Annotated in this window: 16 protein-coding genes; 1 reads left to right on the top strand and 15 read right to left on the bottom strand. The window is 39.4% G+C overall.

Annotated elements, in window-relative coordinates; translation table 11 throughout:
* Positions 1-249: 249 nt before the first annotated feature.
* The 12 genes from V7149_RS02785 to V7149_RS02730 all read right to left on the bottom strand — a co-directional run bounded on the left by V7149_RS02785 (position 250) and on the right by V7149_RS02730 (position 16,631).
* A complete protein-coding gene (locus V7149_RS02785) occupies positions 250-687 on the bottom strand; it encodes a BrxA/BrxB family bacilliredoxin (RefSeq protein ID WP_335344136.1) in 438 nt (145 codons plus the stop codon).
* A 98-nt stretch (positions 688-785) separates the two neighbouring features.
* Positions 786-1,907 (bottom strand): methylmalonyl Co-A mutase-associated GTPase MeaB, encoded by a 1,122-nt coding sequence (gene meaB / locus V7149_RS02780; RefSeq protein WP_335344135.1) that lies wholly within the window; start codon positions 1,905-1,907, stop codon positions 786-788.
* Positions 1,900-4,095 carry a methylmalonyl-CoA mutase gene (gene scpA, locus V7149_RS02775; protein ID WP_335344134.1) on the bottom strand — a complete coding sequence of 732 codons (2,196 nt, stop codon included), beginning with the start codon at positions 4,093-4,095 and terminating at the stop codon, positions 1,900-1,902. The genes meaB and scpA overlap by 8 nt, the downstream gene beginning before the upstream one ends.
* On the bottom strand, positions 4,088-5,929 hold the full coding sequence (locus V7149_RS02770) for a methylmalonyl-CoA mutase subunit beta (RefSeq protein ID WP_335344139.1): 1,842 nt from the start codon (positions 5,927-5,929) through the stop codon (positions 4,088-4,090). Before V7149_RS02770 ends, scpA begins: the two co-directional genes overlap by 8 nt.
* Positions 5,930-6,100: 171 nt before the next feature.
* A complete protein-coding gene (locus tag V7149_RS02765; protein ID WP_335344133.1) occupies positions 6,101-7,423 on the bottom strand; it encodes a dihydrolipoamide acetyltransferase family protein in 1,323 nt (440 codons plus the stop codon).
* A gap of 89 nt (positions 7,424-7,512) precedes the next feature.
* Positions 7,513-8,496: an alpha-ketoacid dehydrogenase subunit beta gene (locus V7149_RS02760; RefSeq protein WP_335344132.1), complete on the bottom strand. Its 984-nt coding sequence runs from the start codon at positions 8,494-8,496 to the stop codon at positions 7,513-7,515.
* A 15-nt stretch (positions 8,497-8,511) separates the two neighbouring features.
* Positions 8,512-9,504: a thiamine pyrophosphate-dependent dehydrogenase E1 component subunit alpha gene (locus V7149_RS02755; protein ID WP_335344131.1), complete on the bottom strand. Its 993-nt coding sequence runs from the start codon at positions 9,502-9,504 to the stop codon at positions 8,512-8,514.
* Positions 9,505-9,579: 75 nt separating this feature from the next.
* A complete protein-coding gene (gene lpdA / locus V7149_RS02750; protein ID WP_335344130.1) occupies positions 9,580-11,001 on the bottom strand; it encodes a dihydrolipoyl dehydrogenase in 1,422 nt (473 codons plus the stop codon).
* Between the two features lie 68 nt (positions 11,002-11,069).
* Entirely contained in the window at positions 11,070-12,176 is a 1,107-nt protein-coding gene (buk, locus tag V7149_RS02745; protein ID WP_335344129.1) for a butyrate kinase, read from the bottom strand.
* A 109-nt stretch (positions 12,177-12,285) separates the two neighbouring features.
* A complete protein-coding gene (gene bcd, locus V7149_RS02740) occupies positions 12,286-13,383 on the bottom strand; it encodes a branched-chain amino acid dehydrogenase (protein ID WP_335344128.1) in 1,098 nt (365 codons plus the stop codon).
* Between the two features lie 77 nt (positions 13,384-13,460).
* A complete protein-coding gene (gene yqiS, locus V7149_RS02735) occupies positions 13,461-14,360 on the bottom strand; it encodes a phosphate butyryltransferase (RefSeq protein WP_335344127.1) in 900 nt (299 codons plus the stop codon).
* Between the two features lie 201 nt (positions 14,361-14,561).
* Positions 14,562-16,631, bottom strand: a complete 2,070-nt coding sequence (locus tag V7149_RS02730; protein WP_335344126.1) for a sigma 54-interacting transcriptional regulator — start codon at positions 16,629-16,631, stop codon at positions 14,562-14,564.
* A 236-nt stretch (positions 16,632-16,867) separates the two neighbouring features.
* Here V7149_RS02730 and V7149_RS02725 point away from each other — a divergent pair, with 236 nt between their 5' ends.
* Positions 16,868-17,116 (top strand): DUF2627 domain-containing protein, encoded by a 249-nt coding sequence (locus V7149_RS02725; RefSeq protein ID WP_335344125.1) that lies wholly within the window; start codon positions 16,868-16,870, stop codon positions 17,114-17,116.
* A 19-nt stretch (positions 17,117-17,135) separates the two neighbouring features.
* Here the strand turns inward: V7149_RS02725 and V7149_RS02720 are convergent, their stop codons facing one another.
* From V7149_RS02720 to spoIVB, 3 genes are all read right to left on the bottom strand, one after another.
* Positions 17,136-17,867 (bottom strand): glycerophosphodiester phosphodiesterase, encoded by a 732-nt coding sequence (locus V7149_RS02720; protein ID WP_335344124.1) that lies wholly within the window; start codon positions 17,865-17,867, stop codon positions 17,136-17,138.
* Positions 17,868-17,942: 75 nt separating this feature from the next.
* Complete coding sequence (spo0A, locus tag V7149_RS02715) at positions 17,943-18,734, bottom strand: sporulation transcription factor Spo0A (RefSeq protein WP_335344123.1); 792 nt, start codon at positions 18,732-18,734, stop codon at positions 17,943-17,945.
* 291 nt (positions 18,735-19,025) lie between these two features.
* Complete coding sequence (gene spoIVB / locus V7149_RS02710; protein ID WP_335344122.1) at positions 19,026-20,312, bottom strand: SpoIVB peptidase; 1,287 nt, start codon at positions 20,310-20,312, stop codon at positions 19,026-19,028.
* Between the last annotated feature and the right edge of the window lie 49 nt (positions 20,313-20,361).

The following is a 20,361-nucleotide window of genomic DNA, read 5'->3' as shown; positions in this document are numbered from 1 at the left end:
ATATTATCGTTGATTGTCTATTAATTTTCAAGTATTCTTTTAAAAATTAATATTTATTCAACTAAATGTATTTTAACACATGTTAATAATTATGCAATATATTTTTTTGATCTATACTATTTCACTATTCTGACAAATATTCTTTTAAAAATAAATAGCAGCCTATTAATATTTCGTTGCATAAATATAAAAAATATTGGATTTTAATAATATGAACAAACAAAAGAAAAAGCCCCTAAAAAGGGACTTTTACAGGTCTTCACAATATTGTTCAAAAGCATTTTGCAGTTTTTGAACGACAGCCATTGGTTCGTGTCCTTCGATTTCATGACGTTCAATCATTGTAACTAGTTTTCCATCTTTTAGTAATGCGAAAGAAGGTGATGATGGCGGATATCCTGTAAAATACTCTCGTGCAGCCGAAGTGGCCTCTTTATCCTGTCCGGCAAATACTGAAACTAAATGATCAGGGCGCTTATCATAGTGAACGGAGTGTGCTGCTGCAGGTCGTGCAATTCCACCGGCACAGCCGCAAACAGAATTAACCATTACTAGAGTAGTTCCTGATTTTTTCAGAGCTTCTCCCACCTCGTCTGGTGTTTTTAGCTCTTCATAGCCAGCAGCCACGATTTCTTTACGTGCTTGATTAACGACATCCGTCATAAATAAATTAAAATCCATATTCATATAAATTGTTCCTCCTTATTTCAAAAGTATGCCATACTTACATCATACCAATAATTAAACATACTTTTCAATGCAACTGCATGATGGACAGCTTCCATTTACAAATTTTTCATGTATGCCTCAAATAATTCTCCCACTGCCGAAGTGACAGTGCGATTCCCAGCAATGACTTCGTTTTCCATCTTTGGCAGCAGCTGCTTGACATCCTGATGATAGAAAAAGCTGAATTGCAGCTGATCTATGATCATAGAATAAATCCATTCCTTTGTCTGCACTCTTCTGCGTTCAGCAAAAACTCCTGATTCTTTCGTATGCCGTTCAAAGGTTTTAATTGAATCCCAGATTTCCTCCATTCCTTCATTGTATTTGGCCGAACAAGTAAACGCTTTTGTTTCCCATCCTTTTGTTGCGGGCTGCAGAAAATGGAGGATTCGGCTATATTCAGATTTTGTTTTTAATGCGAGCTTTTTATTATGTCCATCTGCTTTATTAACGACAACTGCATCTGCCAGCTCCATAATTCCTTTTTTCATCCCCTGAAGCTCATCCCCTGCCCCAGTTAATGTCAAAAGCATAAAAAAGTCGACCATATCTCTGACAATCACTTCGCTTTGTCCAACACCAACCGTTTCAATAAGGATGACATCAAAGCCAGCCGCCTCACAAATCAGCATCGTTTCTCTCGTTTTTCTGTGAACACCCCCGAGCTTGCCGGCAGATGGGGAAGGGCGAATATAGGCTCTTGGATTCCGAGAGAGGTGCTCCATTCTTGTTTTATCACCAAGAATGCTTCCTCCGCTGATTTTTGAGCTCGGATCGATGGCAAGAACCGCCACCTTCAAGCCTAAATCACATAAATAAGATCCGAAAGCTTCAATAAAGGTACTTTTTCCTGCCCCTGGAACACCGGTTATCCCAATTCGAAGAGCTCTCCCCGAATACGGGAGGAGCTGTTGCAAAAGCTCCTGAGCTTTACGAAAATGGTGCTCCGCATTACTTTCAATTAAAGTTATGGCACGTGCAAGTATGGAGCGGCTTCCTTCAAGAATGCCAGCGGCTAATTCATCATTATTAAGTTCAAGCTTATTCTTCTTTTTAAATCTAGTATTCTTTGTAAATCCATAGCCCTCCTGCGGCAATTCTACCCCCTTCTTTACTACACTTGTAAAGCTGTCAGGGTTTGCGCCATCAAACCATTCAGGTTTTTTCTCCTTATCCATTTGCTACTTCCTCGTACCCTAGCCGGCTATAAATCTCACGAATGACTTTTTGCGCTGCCACAGGAATAACTGTACCGGGTCCAAATATAGCTGCTGCACCTTGTTCATATAAGTATTGATAGTCTTGAGCTGGAATAACCCCGCCAATGACGACTAGAATATCTTCCCTGCCAAGCTTTTTAAGCTCATCAATCAACTGAGGAAGTAGTGTTTTATGGCCTGCAGCCAATGAACTAATGCCGATAACATGAACATCATTTTCAACTGCCTGTTTTGCTGTTTCATCAGGTGTCTGGAATAATGGGCCAATATCTACATCAAAGCCTAAATCCGCAAATGCTGTTGCAATGACTTTTGCTCCACGATCATGTCCGTCCTGTCCCATTTTGGCTATGAGAATTCGTGGTCTTCTTCCCTCATTTTCCAGGAAGTCGTCCGTCATCGTCTTCACTTCTGCAATTTCTTCTTCATTAGAAAATGCAGAACTATAAACACCGCTAATTGATCGAATGATCGCTTTATGACGGTTAGCCACCTTTTCGATCGCATAGGAAATTTCACCAAGTGTTGCCCGAGCTCTTGCCGCTTGAACAGCTAGCTCCAGCAAATTGCCATTCCCTGTTTCAGCAGCCTGCGTTATCGATTCAAGTGCCTGAATGACCTTCTCCTCATCACGAGCAGACTTTAAATATTCTAGTTTTTCGATTTGCTTTAAGCGGACTGCGGTATTGTCAATATCCAAAATCTCAATGGGCTCTTCTTGTTCAAGCCGGTATTTATTTACACCGATAATCGTTTCTTTCCCAGAGTCAATCTGTGCTTGCCTGCGTGCAGCCGCCTCTTCAATTTTCATTTTTGGCAGTCCTGTTTCAATAGCCTTTGCCATTCCGCCGAGATTTTCAATTTCTTCAATATGCTCCCAAGCCCGTTTGATTAGTTCATCTGTTAGGGCTTCAACATAATAGGAACCTGCCCATGGATCAATTACATTTGTTATCCCCGTTTCCTCCTGCAGATAAAGCTGTGTATTTCTTGCAATCCGTGCAGAAAAATCGGTTGGTAATGCAATGGCTTCATCTAAAGCATTTGTATGAAGTGACTGTGTGTGCCCCATTGCCGCAGCATGTGCTTCAATTAATGTTCTCGTTACGTTATTAAATGGATCCTGCTCGGTTAAACTCCAGCCCGAAGTCTGAGAGTGAGTTCTAAGCGCCATCGATTTTGCGTTTTTCGGCTCAAAGGTTTTCATCATCTTTGCCCAAATAAACCGGGCTGCACGCATTTTGGCGACTTCCATAAAGTAATTCATGCCGATTGCCCAGAAAAACGATAGTCTTGGAGCAAAAGAATCGACATCTATTCCAGCCTTTAATCCCGTTCTAACATACTCCAGGCCATCAGCAAGTGTATAGGCTAGCTCAATATCTGCCGGTGCTCCTGCCTCCTGCATATGATAGCCGGAAATACTGATGCTATTAAACTTTGGCATATATTTAGACGTATATTGGAAAATATCAGCAATAATTTTCATTGACATTTCCGGAGGATAAATATACGTATTTCTTACCATATATTCTTTTAATATATCATTTTGAATTGTGCCTGATAATTTGTTCTGGCTGACACCTTGCTCTTCTGCCGTTACAATATAGAAAGCCATGATCGGAAGAACTGCACCATTCATTGTCATGGATACAGACATTTGATCTAAAGGGATTCCTTCGAAAAGCGTTTTCATATCTAGGATAGAATCTATCGCTACTCCAGCTTTTCCAACATCTCCAACAACTCTCGGATGATCAGAATCATAGCCTCGATGTGTAGCAAGGTCGAAAGCAACTGATAGCCCCTTTTGCCCCATTGCCAGGTTTCTTCGGTAAAAAGCATTACTTTCCTCAGCTGTTGAAAATCCAGCATATTGACGGACTGTCCATGGACGGTTTACATACATGGTCGGATAAGGCCCACGGGTATATGGAGGCAAACCAGGTGCACCATCCATATGCTGCAAGCCTTTAAGATCATCCTCTGTATACAGAGGTTTTATAGCTATCTGTTCATTCGTTTCAAAAAGAAGATCATCAATCGAAGCGTTATTTTCCGCTTCTGCTTTCTTAATCCACTCTTCCTTAGATGGCTTCTGCCCGTCAAAAAGAGGAATGCTTTTAAAATCTGGCTTTTTATTCATTGCTTGCCACCTCCATTTCGCTTAACAGAGAAGATAGGATTTCAAAACAATTACTGCGAAGGTGAATAAATTGATCGACCCCTGCTAGCCTATATTGCTCCTGTTTATCTGCAGCCGGAAGTCCGGAAAGATAAAGCTTCACATCGGGCCGCTTTTCTTTTATTAAGCTAATAATTTCAATTCCCGATTCGTCATACTGTTTGTCCGTTCCGCAAATAACATAGTGTTTTAGATTAGACTTTATCACGAATTGCACAGCTTGTTCTGACTCAACTATATTCGAACTTTCGTATGCGTAAACCCCGCCTGGGGCAAGGAAACCAATTATAAAATCCTTTCTTGCTTTGTGGGCCTTTAACTCCCCTAAACAAATTAATCCAGCTGCCGGCTTGTTCCCTGCTTTCCCTATTCTTTCCGCCAGTTTGCGCAGTTGTTCAAATGGCTCTGATAGTCGGACTTGAGGAATGCCCCCTTGATTGGCGTTAGCGCTTTCATTTAACTGTAGCGGAGAGTCACTTAGGTTTGCGTAAACATTCGTTCCAATTACACTTTTCTTTCTTGTGAAAATATCTTCGCTTCTTTTAGCCAGGACTTCAGCAATTTGAGCTTTTACCCAGCCAGACGCCAAACATTTCTCAATTCCATCTTGATCTTCTATTTCCTGAAATAATGCCCAAGCTTTTTCGGCAAGCTCTTCTGTTAAACTTTCAATATACCAGGAGCCCCCAGCTGGATCGATCACTTTTTCTAAATGAGCTTCATGTTTTAAGATTAATTGAGTATTGCGTGCAATTCGTTCAGAAAAAGGTGTTGACCTTCCTTCTGGTTCATTAAATGGACTAACATGAAGATATTGAATTCCTCCAAGGACTGCTGCAAATGCTTCATTCCCTGCTCTTAGAATATTTACATATGGGTCAAAAACGGTTTTCGTAAAGGCGGCCGTTTCGGCAGTAATGACCAAGCTGTGATCTTGAGAATTAAGCCCGTATGCTTCCATTACCTTATTCCAAAGAAGTCTTGCAGCACGAAGCTTTGCTATTTCCATGAAAAAGTTTGCACCAATGGAAAATTTAAAAACCATATTACTGAAGATTGTATCAAGCTTTAGTCCTTGGTTATGCAGCTCCTGTACATGGTGGACCCCTGTTGATAATGCCAAAGCAAGTTCTTGAATAGCATTGGCGCCTGCATGATTGTAGACACTTGAATTAACAAGGATAGTCCGAAGATTTGGCATGCTGCTATTTGTTGATTGAATTATATTAGCAAATTTGTCGTATGAAGCTTTTTTATCTGCTGTGCCATTTAAAGCCGTTACCGCTAAAGGATCCATAGCGATATAGCCTGATACCCTTTCACAATTAGACAATTTCGACAATTCTGCGAGAAATTCTATTTGTTTTTCATTTATTTCAATTGAAAAAGGAAATTTAGAATACAAGCCCTCTATTAAACTCATAAATTCTTCAATGGTAACATTATCGGCATTAATCGCAATGGCGGATTGGCCTTTTTCTAAAGATGTAAGAAGGGCTTCCCTAATGCTTTCTCCCTCTTGCACTACTATTTTCTGTGCAACCTTCCATCCCTGTGAAAGATAGCCAAGCGAATTGAAACCCCTTCTGTAGTCAGGCTGACCAGGAAGTTGAGAGGCTTTTTCGTTATCAAAATCCTCTTTTGTATAGAGAGGCTTTAATATAATATTTTCATACGTATTTGTGTTTAAGGAATTTACAGGTTTCCCTTTTAAGGCTTCCTCGGCTTTTTGCTCCCAATCACTAAGGGAAAACGTATCAAATGATTCATTCATCATCTTTTTTATTGTCATCATCACTGTCTTAACGACAGCTTCCCCTCCCTCCGTATGCTTATATATATTTTATTACACATAAAATAAACAAGCAATTAGGGTCTGCCCCTATCAATAAGGTATTCCATTGCCACTCGTCTTAAAAAGGGGCCACCAACTTACTTGGCAGCCCCTAAAAATCATTACCGCTTATTAATAGACGGATGTATTTTCTTTTGATGTATTTTCAAGAATTTCTTTCACACGCTGCAGGAAGCGTCCGCAAACAAGTCCATCTAATACACGATGGTCTAGTGACATACAAAGGTTAACCATATCACGAACGGCGATCATTCCGTTGTTCATTACAACCGGGCGTTTAACAATGGATTCAACCTGTAGAATAGCTGCCTGTGGATAATTAATAATTCCATTAGACTGAATAGAACCAAATGAACCTGTATTGTTAACGGTAAACGTTCCTCCAGACATTTCTGCTGAAGTCAGTTTTCCAGCCCTAACCTTTGCTGCAAGCTCATTAATTTCACGTGCAATGCCTTTGATTGTTTTCTCATCTGCATGTTTAATAACAGGTACAAACAATGCATCTTCTGTAGCAACGGCGATAGAAAGATTAATATCTTTCTTTTGGATGATTTTGTCGCCAGCCCACATGGAATTAATTTGTGGATATTCTTTCAAGGCTTGCGCAACAGCTTTCACAAAGAAAGCAAAGAATGTCAGGTTAAAGCCTTCTTTTTTCTTAAATTCATTCTTAATTGAATTACGATATTCGACTAAATTTGTTACATCGACTTCAATCATTGTCCATGCATGTGGAGCTTCATGCTTGCTGCGAAGCATATTAGCTGCGATTGCCTTACGTACACCAGATACAGGGATTTCTATATCCCCTGGTAGAACCGGGACATTCGGAGCCGGTGCAGTTTGTTTTTCAGTTACTGCAGTTTGTGTCGCAGCTTGCGAAGCAACTGGTTGCGGTGATGCAGTTTCTGTTTGTGCAGGCTGACTAGCTTGTGGAATATTACCTGACTCAATAATCTTCGTTAAGTCTTTGCGAGTAATCCGGCCGCCAGCACCTGTACCTGTTACAAGGCTTAAATCAATGCCATGCTCTTGAGAGAGCTTTAATACAGCAGGTGAGTAGCGAGCTTTGTTCCCCTCAGCTGCCGAAGGAGCAGGTACAGCCGATGCAGCCGGAATGTTGCCGGCCTTATCAGCAGGTGCTGCAGCTTTAGCTTGTGGGGTAACTGGAGCATCAGCAGTACCGCCGCCTTCTGTTTCAATAGTCAGAATCACATCACCTACTGCATAGGCAACACCTTCTTCTGCAATTAATTCTTTAATTGTTCCGGTAAAAGAAGATGGAACTTCTGCATTTACTTTATCAGTCATTACTTCTGCAAGCGGGTCATATTTATTTACTTTATCTCCAACAGAAACTAACCATTTACTTATTGTGCCTTCAGTAACACTTTCACCTAATTGAGGCATCTTAATTTGTTCAATTGCCAATGAATTTGCCCTCCTTCTAGCTTCAGAACTTTAGCTGTATTCTATAATTTTTAGCATCTGCGTCTAAACTGGACGCATGCGCTTTCCTATTAAAATTCAGCTAGTTCTCTCATTGCTTTTTCAACTTTATCTGGATTGACCATGAAGAATTTTTCCATCGTTGGAGCATATGGCATAGCAGGAACATCAGGGCCAGCAAGACGCTTAATCGGTGCATCAAGCTCAAAGAGGCAATTTTCAGCGATAATAGCTGAAACTTCACTCATGATGCTTCCTTCTTTGTTATCCTCTGTTAATAATAAAACTTTACCTGTTTTTGAAGCTGCTTCAATAATCGCTTCTTTATCGAGCGGATAGACGGTTCTTAAATCTAGAATGTGCGCAGAGATGCCGTCTTTTGCTAATCTTTCTGCTGCCTGAAGAGCGAAATGAACACATAATCCGTAAGTAATGACAGTAATATCTTCACCTTCACGCTTTACGTCAGCTTTCCCAATTGGCAGCACATAATCATCATCTGGAACTTCTCCTTTAATTAAACGGTATGCACGTTTATGTTCAAAGAAAAGAACGGGATCTTCATCACGGATTGCTGCTTTTAATAATCCCTTCACATCATAAGGTGTAGAAGGCATGACTATTTTTAGGCCGGGCTGGTTGGCAAATATGGCTTCAACAGATTGTGAATGATATAAAGCGCCATGAACGCCTCCGCCATAAGGTGCACGAATAACGATAGGACAGCTCCAATCATTATTGGAGCGGTAACGAATTCTTGCCGCCTCAGAAATAATTTGGTTGACAGCGGGCATAATAAAGTCAGCGAATTGCATTTCTGCTATCGGACGCATTCCGTACATAGCCGCTCCAATTCCAACTCCGGCAATAGCAGATTCGGCAAGCGGTGTATCAATGACACGATCCTCTCCAAATTGGTCATATAAGCCTTGAGTTGCTTTAAATACGCCGCCTTTTTTGCCTACGTCTTCCCCTAAAACAAAAACCTTCGGATCTCTCTCCATTTCTTCACGGATTGCCATTGTAACAGCATCAATATAAGAAATTACAGCCATTATAGTTCCCCCCTACTATTCAGCATAAACATATTTCAGTGCATGGTCCGGTTCTGCATACGGTGCATTTTCTGCATAATCAGTCGCTTCATTAACTTGACCCATAACACGATCATTTATTTCTTTCTCTTTGGCATCATTCATAATTCCTAATTCCTTCAGATAAGCACCAAAGGTTATGATTGAATCCTTTTCCTTCGCTTTGGCCACTTCATCAGGTGAACGATAGCTGCGGTCATCATCATCAGAAGAGTGTGGTGTTAAACGATAAGAAACTGTCTCGACAAGGGTTGGCCCTTCTCCTCTTCTTCCTCTGTCAGCTGCTTCCTTAACAGCTTTATATACGGCAAGCGGATCATTGCCATCAACCGTAACTCCAGGCATACCATATCCAATCGCACGATCAGATACATTTTCGCAAGCTAATTGCTTTTCAATTGGAACTGATATCGCATATTTATTATTTTCACACATGAAAATTACTGGAAGCTTATGCACTCCCGCAAAGTTAGCACCTTCATGGAAGTCTCCCTGGTTTGAGGACCCTTCACCAAATGTCACGAATGTTACTAAATCTTTTCCTTCCATTCTTCCTGCCAATGCGACACCTACAGCATGAGGAACTTGAGTAGTAACAGGCGAAGAACCCGTAACAATACGATTTTTCTTTTGGCCAAAGTGTCCAGGCATTTGTCGCCCGCCTGAGTTTGGATCTTCCGCTTTTGCAAAAGCGGAAAGCATTAAATCTGTTGGAGTCATCCCGAATGTAAGAACAACACCCATATCCCGGTAGTATGGAAGAACATAATCCTTTTCCTTATCAAGTGCAAAAGCTGCTCCAACCTGTGCTGCTTCTTGACCTTGGCATGAAATTACGAAGGGAATTTTACCAGCACGGTTTAATAGCCACATCCGCTCATCAATGCGACGGGCTAAAAGCATGGTTTCATACATATTTAATACCGTTTCATCACTTAAACCTAACTCTTTATGACGGTTTTCAACCATTTCAATACCTCCTAAATAAGTATGGATCAAGAGCTGAAAAGCCCTTGTTTGCTTTATGAAAAATAATAATTCAGCTTAGCCGTGAATGGCCTTTCCATCGACTGCGAGAGCAGCCTCGCCGATTGCTTCTGATAATGTTGGATGAGGGTGGATCGTATGTGCTACTTCCCAAGGGGTAGCATCTAGGACACGAGCTAGACCTGCTTCAGAAATCATATCCGTTACATGCGGCCCAATCATATGAACACCTAATATATCATTTGTATCCTCATCTGCAATAATTTTTACGAACCCATCAGCTTCACCAAAAACTAATGCTTTCCCTATTGCCCGGAAGGAGAACTTTCCTGTTTTTACCTTAAAGCCCATTTCTTTGGCTTCTTCTTCTGTATAACCGACACTTGCTGCTTCTGGTGAGCTGTAGATGCATTTAGAAACAAGGCTGTAATTTATCGGTTGAGGATTTTCGTTAGCTATATGCTCAACGGCTACAATTCCTTCATGTGAAGCAACATGTGCAAGCTGAAGTCCGCCAATCACATCACCAATTGCATAAATATGGGATTCTTTCGTTTGGAAAAATTCATTCGTTGCAATAAAGCCCTTCTCTACTTGAATATCTGTATTTTCAAGCCCAATTCCTTCAATATTTGCTTGGCGGCCAACGGAAACGAGTAGCTTTTCAGCAGTAAATTCCCTTTGCTCACCTTTCACTTCAGCTGAAATGGCAACATTGCTTTCAGCTTGTTTGAGAGTTTCAGGAAGCACTTTTGCACCTGTAACGATTTTTACACCTTTTTTCTTCATTAATCTCTGCATTTCTCTTGATACTTCTTTATCTTCTGTAGGAATGATTCTGTCCGCATATTCGACAACCGTAACTTCTGCCCCGAAATCAGAGAGCATGGATGCCCATTCGATTCCGATTACTCCACCTCCAACAATGATGATTGAGCTTGGAATCTCTTCCATCATAAGTGCTTCATCAGAAGTCATGACATTTCCGCCAATTTCAAGACCTGGTAAAGTTCTTGGACGGGAGCCTGTTGCCACAATTACATTTTTAGGAATAAGCATGGCGTTCTCGTCCCCATTATTCATTTCAACTGAAATGGTTCCCGGCATAGGAGAAAAAATCGATGGACCTAAAATACGGCCAGTTCCTTCATAAATGTCAATTTTGCCTTGCTTCATCAAATGCTGAACCCCTTTATGAAGCTGGTCAACAATTTTATTTTTTCTTTCTTGGACTTTACTGAAATTGACTTCAATATTACTTGCGGAAATACCGAACTCTTCACTTCGCTTCGTTGTTGCGTACACCTCTGCACTTCTAAGCAGTGCTTTACTTGGTATGCATCCTTTATGCAAGCATGTTCCGCCAAGTTTTCCTTTTTCAACTAGAGCTGTTTTTAAACCTAATTGGGAAGCACGGATCGCTGCAACATAACCGCCGGTGCCCCCGCCTAAAATGACTAAATCATATTCTTCTGCCACGTTTATTCCTCCTATTTGAATAGGGCTAGCACTTAGAACAAAATGTGCATTTGCTATTCAACCATATTCTAATGAACTGCAGCTCTTGTTTGCATTCCTGGATATTCCTTTTCTGCTTCCTCTCCACGAAGTATACGAAGCGCACCTTCTGCTAAAGCCTGCAGCTCGTTTTCTCCAGGATGGACGATAACATCTGCAATCCAATTAATTCGATCACTTATTTCTTTCACAAAATCTTTTCCGAACGCAATACCGCCGGTTATAACAATGGCATCGACCTTTCCGCTTAACACCGTGCTGGCTGCACCGATTTCTTTCGCTACTTGATAGGCCATTGCGGAATATATGAGCTTTGCGTTTTCATCCCCGTTTTTAATCATTTGTTCAACTTTAACCGCGTCATTTGTACCTAAATAACCAACAAGTCCACCATGACCGACTATTTTTTTCATTATCTCTTCACGATAATAGGAACCGGAATAACATAGAGAAACTAAATCCCCAACTGGAACAGTTCCTGCACGTTCAGGACTAAATGGTCCTTCCCCATGTAAACCATTGTTGACATCGATTACTTTTCCTTTTTGATGAGCACCGACTGTAATTCCTCCGCCCATATGAGTAACGATTAAATTTAGTTCTTCATATTTTTTCCCGATTTCTTTCGCTGCTCTTCTCGCGACAGCTTTTTGGTTCAATGCATGAAAAATACTTTTTCTTTCAATTAATGAAAAACCGGAAATACGTGCAATTGGAGCTAATTCATCAACGACTACCGGGTCAACAATATAGGAAGGAATATTTAATGCGGCAGCAATTTCATAAGCGATTATGCCTCCAAGATTAGAAGCATGCTGACCTGCATAGCCTTCTCTCAAATCCTTTAGCATAGCCTCATTGACGGAATAGGTTCCACCCTCAATTGGTCTTAATAAGCCTCCTCTTCCGCAAACTGCATTAAGCTTAGAAATATTAAATCCTTCTTTATCCAATGTCTCGAGGATTACATTTTTGCGGAATTCGTACTGGTCAATAATATTTTCGAAAGCATTTATTTCATCTGTATCATGGCGTATTGTTTTTTCCAAGATAGATAAGTCATTATCGAAAACTCCGATTTTCGTAGAGGTGGATCCAGGATTGATAACGAGAATTCGATGTTCTTGTTCTTGCACTTTGAAACCTCCGTGTGAAAAGCGATTATGCTCACCGAACTAAATTTTAATCCGGTGAGCAAAGTATAATCCGCTATTCTTCAGTCTATTATTAAATATTTTAACGCACCTATTTACGACGGCTTAAAATATGGTGGCCATTTTGCAGGAATTGGCTCCTAGAATTGCGCATTCTTTCAATTCTTTCTTCTACCATACGGTCAGCAGCTTTATAGGTAGGAATTTGATCTCGTTTTGAAATTTCAATAACCTTTTCAATGCTTTGGTAAAGTCCTTCAACCTTTTTCAATGCCCGCTCTGCATTGTAGCCGTATAATTCATCTGCAACGTTAATGACTCCGCCAGCATTAATAACATAGTCTGGAGCGTAAACAATTCCCATTTCATGAAGGATATCTCCATGACGCTCTTCTTTTAATTGATTATTTGCAGAGCCAGCAATGACCTTTGCTTTTAATTGTGGAATGGTTTCATCATTCACTGTTGCACCAAGTGCACAAGGCGCATAAATATCACATTCGACTCCATAAATTTCATTTGGGTCAACTGCCTTTGCACCGAAGTCATTCACTGCACGCTGAACAGCTTCTTTATTTATATCTGTTACGATTAATTGAGCACCTTCTTCATGAAGATGCTTGCATAGGCTGTACGCAACATTTCCAACACCTTGTACTGCGATTACTTTTCCTTCTAATGAATCTGTTCCGAACGCTTCTTTCGCCGCAGCCTTCATTCCAACGTAAACCCCATAAGCTGTTACAGGTGAAGGGTTGCCTGATGAACCAAATGCAGGTGAAATTCCAGTTACATAATCAGTTTCTTCATGAATAAGATCCATATCTGCTACAGTCGTACCGACATCTTCAGCAGTGATATAGCGGCCATTTAACCCTTGGATATAACGGCCAAAGGCACGGAACATTTCTTCGTTTTTATCCTTCTTAGGATCACCGATGATGACAGTTTTTCCTCCACCAAGGTTAAGTCCAGCCGCAGCATTTTTATAAGTCATTCCTTTTGCAAGACGCAATGCATCTTCAATAGCAGCTTCTTCTGATGCATATGTCCACATACGCGTTCCGCCTAAAGCTGGTCCTAATGTTGTATCATGGATCGCGATAATGGCCTTTAAGCCTGATGTTTTGTCCTGGCAGAATACTACTTGCTCGTAATCATATTTTTCTAGATATTTGAAAATTTCCATTTGAAATTCCTCCTAAGATAGTTTGCTTTTTTGTAAGTACGATAAACATTCGTTAAGTTCTAGTTTGAGATTTATATTTAATTGGCCGAGCATATAGCCAATGCTAAGGAATAAAGCTTGCTTTCGGCTGTATCTGCCCTGGATGTTAAGACAATTGGCGCCTTTGCACCTGCTATAACAGCACCAACCTTTGCTTTGGCGAAATAAATCAATGATTTATAAAGTGCATTCCCAACCTCAATCGTTGGAACTAATAATATATCCGCTCTTCCAGCTACATCGCTCTTTATTCCTTTATGTTCGGCAGCAGATATAGAAATGGCATTATCTAAAGCTAATGGTCCATCAACAATACAATCTGTCAGCTGCCCTCGCTTGTTCATTAAGGTTAAGGCTGCTGCATCAAGAGTAGCCTGCATAGCCGGATTTATCACTTCCACTGCTGCAATCGGTGCAACAAGCGGTTTGTTAATCCCAATGCTCCGCGCTATTCCGATCGCATTTTTAAGAATCTGTGCCTTCTGATCTAAATCGGGGGATATATTCATGGCAGCATCGGTAATTATAATAAATTTGTCATAGCTTGGAACTTCAAATACAGCTACGTGAGATAAGACACTTCCAGTCCTTAAACCATACTCTTTATTCAAGACGGCTTTTAAAATAGTTGCAGTTGGCACATTTCCCTTCATTAAAACATCCGCTTCATTTAATTTTACAGCCTTTACAGCATTTTCTGCTGCTAATCCATTTGATAACGTATGAATGATTTGGATATTTTTACTTGAGGCAAGGTTTTCATGCTTATTGACGATTTTTAAAATTTGTTCCTTATCACCGTACAATAAAAAATTTGCTAAATTTCGTTTAACTGCTTCAGAAACTGCCTCGATCACTTCATGATCCTCTGCTGCAGCAACGGCTACTGTTTTCATTTGAAATTGGGTTGCTCTCTCTATAAGCGAATCCAAATCCATCTAGTTCTCAACCCCTTTACTCCAAAGCGAATAATGCTTGTTTATTGCAATTTGACCTAGACTAGCTAGTTCAAATTGCAATTAACACAATGACTGCAACAGCCATTTTATTATTCTGCAAGAATTGTGCCAAACGAAATCATTATGAAAACGCTTTATTTACGGTTTATTAAGTATGAAAAAAATTGCACATCATGAAATTTATTGCACGCTATTATTTGCAATCCCATACTTCTCAAGCTTATAGTATAAATTTCTTACTGATAAACCGAGGGATTTAGCGGTAATGGTTTTGTTTCCGGCAGATTTTTTTAAGGTTTGCAATATTAGCTCTTTCTCATACTGTTCGAGCAGCTGATTTAATGTGAGATTTGGAATTGTTTCATCTCGTTCAATTTCGTTTTGGGTTTTTTCGTTTATTTTTATTAATTCCGGGACATGAGCTTCATCCAAAACATTTTCATTATAACTCATGAAAATAATAGCTCTTCCGAGAATATTATCTAGCTCTCTTACATTTCCAGGCCAATCATACAACATTAATTTATGCAATGCCGACTGAGTTATTTTTTCTACATTCCGTCCATATTCCTGATTGATTTTCTGGATCAAACGATTACAAAGCAACGGAATATCTTCCTTTCTTTTTCTCAGCGGCGGTATATGAATGGGCATTCGATTCAAACGATAATATAAGTCTTCCCTAAAAGTTCCATTTGCAATTCCTTTTTCTAAATTTACATTTGTCGCAGCAATCACTCTAACATTGATTTGTATAGGCTTTGTTCCACCTACACGAGTAATCTCTTTTTCCTGTAAAACCCTTAGTAGTTTAGCCTGTGTATTCGCTGATAACTCACCGATTTCATCTAAGAAAATACTGCCATTGTTGGCCTCTTCAAAAAGACCTCTCTTTCCTCCCCTTTTCGCTCCTGAAAATGCGCCTTCTTCATATCCGAATAGCTCACTTTCTAATAAAGTTTCAGAAAGAGCTGCACAATTAACCCGAATGAATTTATTGTATTTACGATCACTTCCATTATGAATAGCGTGAGCAAACAATTCTTTCCCTGTGCCAGATTCCCCTCTTAATAATACAGTTGCAGGAGTTTTTGCCCCAAGCCGAGCCTGCTCAATCGCAATGGTCATCTCTTCAGATTTGCCAATAATATCATCAAATGAATATTTCGCTTCAAGATTTCGAATGATTTGCCGTGCATGATTTAATTCTCTATTTAATGTTTTGATTTCTGAGACATCATGAATGACACCAACACTGCCTTTTAATTTCCCATCGACTATGACAGGAGCTACATTAACGATAACCTCTTTCTTATTAGGTCCGACTCGCATCGCAACCCCTCTAACTGCTCTTCGTGTTTGAAGGACCTTCATATGTACACTCTCACCCTCAGAAATATCTGCGGTTGCCGGTTTCCCAATAACCTCATCCTCTCTGAGACCAGTGATTCTAGAATAGGCTGGATTTATTAATAATCCTCGGCCATTTTCATCTACAACAGAAATGGCTTCGTCACTTGAATGAATAATAGCCTGAAGCATCGTTTGGATTTCTTTTAAATTTGTGATTTCCTCGGCAAGGTTCATCACTTCGGTAATATCCTTGAACACCGCAAAGGCGCCTATAAGCTCATTATTCTCCCCAACCATCGGGATTCTTGTCGTAATAATTTTCACACCATTATTTAGGACTAACTCTTGATTAGCATATGTACGTCTTGTTTCTAATACTCTTGGTAATTCACTGTTAGAAATCACCTCAAGAATATGCTTTCCGATGGCTTCCTTCCTATTTGTTCCTGTCATTCTTTCGGCACTTTTATTAAAAAAAATAATTTCACAATGTTTATTAATGACAATCATGCCATCACCAGTAGAATTGAAAATGAGATCATGCTTATACTTTTCGTTTTCTATACTTGTTATTAAATCTTCTTTTTCCTCAATTAGATTTGCAATCAAGGCAGCAACACTGCCTGGTATAAGAACTGAATCTTTTCTTTTCGCTTCTCTTAGTCCAATAAACACATCTTTATTGCCTGTCACTTCAACGATTATATCAATATCCTGCAAAATAAACTTCCGCCAGTCAGTGCCAGTGGGTATTCCTTCTTCTTTCGCAATTATGAGTCCAGGTGCATGAATATTGTGGTCTACAACAGCTATTACTTTTAACATCGCCGTTTCTTTCATAATTTTTAAGATTGCTGATCCGCCTTTTCCCGCACCTACAATCATTACGGTTTGCATCGTATGCGACCACCCTCTAGATTGAAATTTATTTCATTAATTCCAGCCTTTTTATTGCAAGTTATTTCATACAAGTTTATTTTATCCTAGAAAGTCAGCCAAGCCAAATAAAAACGGTCGCACTTATTTGTATAAAGGTATCTTAAGGCTGAATAGCTTGACAAATTTCCCTATTGATTTATTATTTTTATGAACGGTGTATTATGTAGTATTTATGAAACGAAGGGATTTTTCAGATGGTTAGATTAATCGCTTTAATAATTATGCTCATACCAGGCCTTTTCGCTGCCTATGGAATAAAATTAATGAGAGACATGGTTTTTGGAATTTTACAAAATCCTTTTCCATATTTATGGGTGCAATTTCTATCAGGGCTGCTTTTCTTCCTAGTCGGACTTGGCTTTATTGCCGGATTTATTCTTCACCGCGATCGAAAGAAAAATAAGGTACAGCCGCGTTTCCAAAGGAAAAATGAAAGAGGATGACTCAAAGTCGTCCTCTTTTTTATTCATACATTTTTCTAATAATCTTTGCTAGAACAGGATCATCCGTAATAAAAGCTGAACAGTCAACAGAAAATAATCGGTGCATTTCTTTTTCCTTATTAACAGTATAAGGCCTAACCGCAATGCCATACTCTTCTGATGCCTTTATAAGCTCTGATTTGGCGATTGTATGTTTAGGATGGATACTTTTGGAACCAATGGATTCTGCATAAATCCAAGGCATATAGAGGCCTTCAGAAAACAATGGTGCTGTTTCTATCTCCGGGGCTAGGTGGTAGCAATAAACAATGCTGTAGTGATTGAATGATGAAAGGATGACACGATCTGCTAAATCATATGCACGAATAAGGCTAATGACCTTTTCTTCCATCCCTTCATATGGAAAAACCCCATTTTTCAGTTCAATATTACAAATGATGTGATTTGTCTTCATCCATTCTAAAACTTCAATTAAAGACGGAATTGGCTCCATTTGCGAAAAAAGCCTTTTTTTCTGACTGCTTGCGTCAAGTTTTCTTAAATCTCTATATGTATAATCTTTTACATAGCCTTTTCCATTTGTTGTCCGATCTACTTTTTCATCATGGATAACAACTATTTCGCCGTCCCTCGTTAGCTGAACATCCAGTTCGATCCCGTCTGCACCTGCTTTTTCTGCTTCCCTAAATGCCTTCATCGTGTTTTCAGGATACAAGGCGGAATATCCTCTATGAGCAAAAATTAATGTCATGATCATTACTCCCCATTAGAAAAGCGCTCTCCAGAAAGAGAACGCTTTTTCAATTTACTAAAATTCCTAACTCTTTCAGGAAGCCTTATGCTCCAGCCTTAATTTATCTGCTACCATCGCAATGAACTCTGAATTGGTTGGCTTTGCTTTAGACATAGAAACAGTGTAACCAAATAGGGAAGAAATTGAATCTATATTCCCCCTGCTCCATGCTACTTCAATGGCATGACGTATAGCCCGTTCAACTCGGCTTGCTGTCGTATTGTATTTTTTCGCAATATCTGGGTAAAGAACCTTTGTTATTGAACCGAGAAGCTCAATATCATTATAGACCATGGAAATCGCTTCACGAAGATACATATAACCTTTAATATGTGCCGGCACACCTATTTCATGAATAATACTCGTAATGCTCGCATCAAGATTTTTCGGTTTTGCTTCAATTGTTGATCGATAAGCTGTCGATGAAGGCTTTCTAATGACTGGATTTGCTTTTCCACTTACTTGACGTATATGGCTAGCCAGATTCTCCATATCAAATGGCTTCAGAATAAAATAGGAAGCCCCTAAATCTACTGCTTTCTTTGTCACGTCCTCCTGTCCGAAAGCAGTAAGCATAATCACATTTGGCAAGTTAGCCTTTTTCATTTCTCGCATCTTTCCACGAACCGCTAAACCATCTAAATGAGGCATAATAATATCTAAAATAAGAACATCAGGATCTTCATGCTCTAAAATGTCCAGGCATTCCTGTCCATTATGACCGACACCCACAACTTCCATATCTTCTTGAGTTGATATATATTCTTCTAAAAGTCCGACAAGCTCTCTATTGTCATCGACAACACAAACCTTAATTTTCTTCACGTATTCTTTCCTCCTCGATCCATAATGGTCTCTTTATTATCTATTCTTATTCTAAATGAGAAATTCGACAATGCAACTGAAAATCCTTTAGTTTTTTTAAAAATTCTCAAAAATAGGTGAAAATCATTAGTTTTCTTTTGTTTTCTTTATTATTCGACCGTTTTCGATAATTGATTAGAATTTCAACACAGTTTTGTCGAAAAATCTTTATATCTATTATAGCATATGTAATTATTTTCGATTAAATGCTTTTTTAGGCTAAAAAAGAGACGGGGGATCCCCGTCTTTAGATTATGATGCTTTTTCTTTTTGTTTCTCATATATATCAATTTCTGCTTCATTTAGCATCCACTCAATATGAACACCATATCCGCTCGTCGGATCATTTACAAAAACATGTGTTACTGCCCCAATCACTTTATCATTTTGGATGATGGGACTTCCGCTCATTCCTTGAACAATTCCTCCCGTTTTTGCTAAAAGCTTTGGATCCGTTACTTTTATAACCATTCCTTTTGTCGCAGGGAATTTTTGCGGAATCGTGCTGACAATTTCAATATCAAATAAATTTACCTCATCATTTTCAACAACTGTTAATATTTTTGCCGGACCTTCCTTTACTTGATGAGATAATGCAATCGGCATCGGCTTATCCAAGATGCCATTCTTTATGTCCTGATTAAGTTCCCCAAAGATTCCAAAAGGACTATTTCTGACAATATTTCCGATTACTTCTTTATCCTCTGAAAAACGAGCTAGTTTTTCTCCAGGATTGCCATTGCTCCCTTTCTCAATAGAGGTGACTGTGGAGCGAACAATTTGACCATCATCAACAACAATTGGTTTTTTCGTATCCATATCGGAAATAACATGGCCTAAAGCTCCATATTTCCTAGATTCTGGATGATAAAACGTCATTGTTCCGATTCCAGCAGCTGAGTCGCGAATATATAATCCAAGCTTAAAGGAACCCTCTCCTTTTTCTTTTAAGGGGGTTAATTCAGTTGTAAAATGATTATTTTCTCTATTCACACCTATCGTAAGGGGCTTACCGGATTTCCCTGCTTGCTGGACAAAAGGGGCAACATCAGACATTTTTTCAATATTTTTGCCGTTTATTTTAGTGATGATGTCTCCCACTTTGATTCCTGCTATTTCTCCAGGAGAGGATTTTCCGTTTACTGTATTTATTTGATGGTGTCCCACTACTAAGACACCAACGGTATTTAGTTTGACACCGATAGACTGTCCACCTGGAATCACTTTAAAATCCTTTAGTACATTTACATCGACCTTTTTAATCGGAAAACCTGCTAATTCTAAAAACATTTCATTTTCCCCGCGTTTTTTTGCTTTTAGGGAAACTGAATGATTGTCCTGTTTAAGTGCAATACTTGAATCTGTAGACATAGTTGCCGTTACCATTTCTGCTTTAGCCAGATCAATATGCTGGCCCTCAAAAAGAGTGATTGAAGTTGGAATTTCTAAATATTTTTGAATGGGTTTGGAAAATCCAATTGCAATTAATGAAACAAGGAGAATTCCACCAATTATTTTTCTTAAAACTTCTGTTATCAAAACTTTCACTCTCCTCGCTTCTAATCCACAACGTCAAATGGCTACATCT

The organism is Bacillus sp. JJ1503, from assembly GCF_036965125.1.
Taxonomy (GTDB): Bacteria; Bacillota; Bacilli; order Bacillales; family Cytobacillaceae; genus Cytobacillus.
The sequence above is the reverse complement of the archived record's forward strand: the minus strand, read 5'-3'. Positions and strand labels throughout refer to the sequence as shown.

Bases quoted from the DNA above. Each gene is read 5' to 3' on its own strand.
- bcd (WP_335344128.1), bottom strand. From the start codon at position 13,383: ATGGAAATTTTCAAATATCTAGAAAAATATGATTACGAGCAAGTAGTA.
- yqiS (WP_335344127.1), bottom strand. From the start codon at position 14,360: ATGGATTTGGATTCGCTTATAGAGAGAGCAACCCAATTTCAAATGAAA.
- V7149_RS02760 (WP_335344132.1), bottom strand. From the start codon at position 8,496: ATGGCTGTAATTTCTTATATTGATGCTGTTACAATGGCAATCCGTGAA.
- V7149_RS02720 (WP_335344124.1), bottom strand. From the start codon at position 17,867: ATGACATTAATTTTTGCTCATAGAGGATATTCCGCCTTGTATCCTGAA.
- scpA (WP_335344134.1), bottom strand. From the start codon at position 4,095: ATGAATAAAAAGCCAGATTTTAAAAGCATTCCTCTTTTTGACGGGCAG.
- meaB (WP_335344135.1), bottom strand. From the start codon at position 1,907: ATGGATAAGGAGAAAAAACCTGAATGGTTTGATGGCGCAAACCCTGAC.
- V7149_RS02770 (WP_335344139.1), bottom strand. From the start codon at position 5,929: ATGATGACAATAAAAAAGATGATGAATGAATCATTTGATACGTTTTCC.
- V7149_RS02755 (WP_335344131.1), bottom strand. From the start codon at position 9,504: ATGGTTGAAAACCGTCATAAAGAGTTAGGTTTAAGTGATGAAACGGTA.
- V7149_RS02785 (WP_335344136.1), bottom strand. From the start codon at position 687: ATGAATATGGATTTTAATTTATTTATGACGGATGTCGTTAATCAAGCA.
- V7149_RS02730 (WP_335344126.1), bottom strand. From the start codon at position 16,631: ATGCAAACCGTAATGATTGTAGGTGCGGGAAAAGGCGGATCAGCAATC.
- V7149_RS02725 (WP_335344125.1), top strand. From the start codon at position 16,868: ATGGTTAGATTAATCGCTTTAATAATTATGCTCATACCAGGCCTTTTC.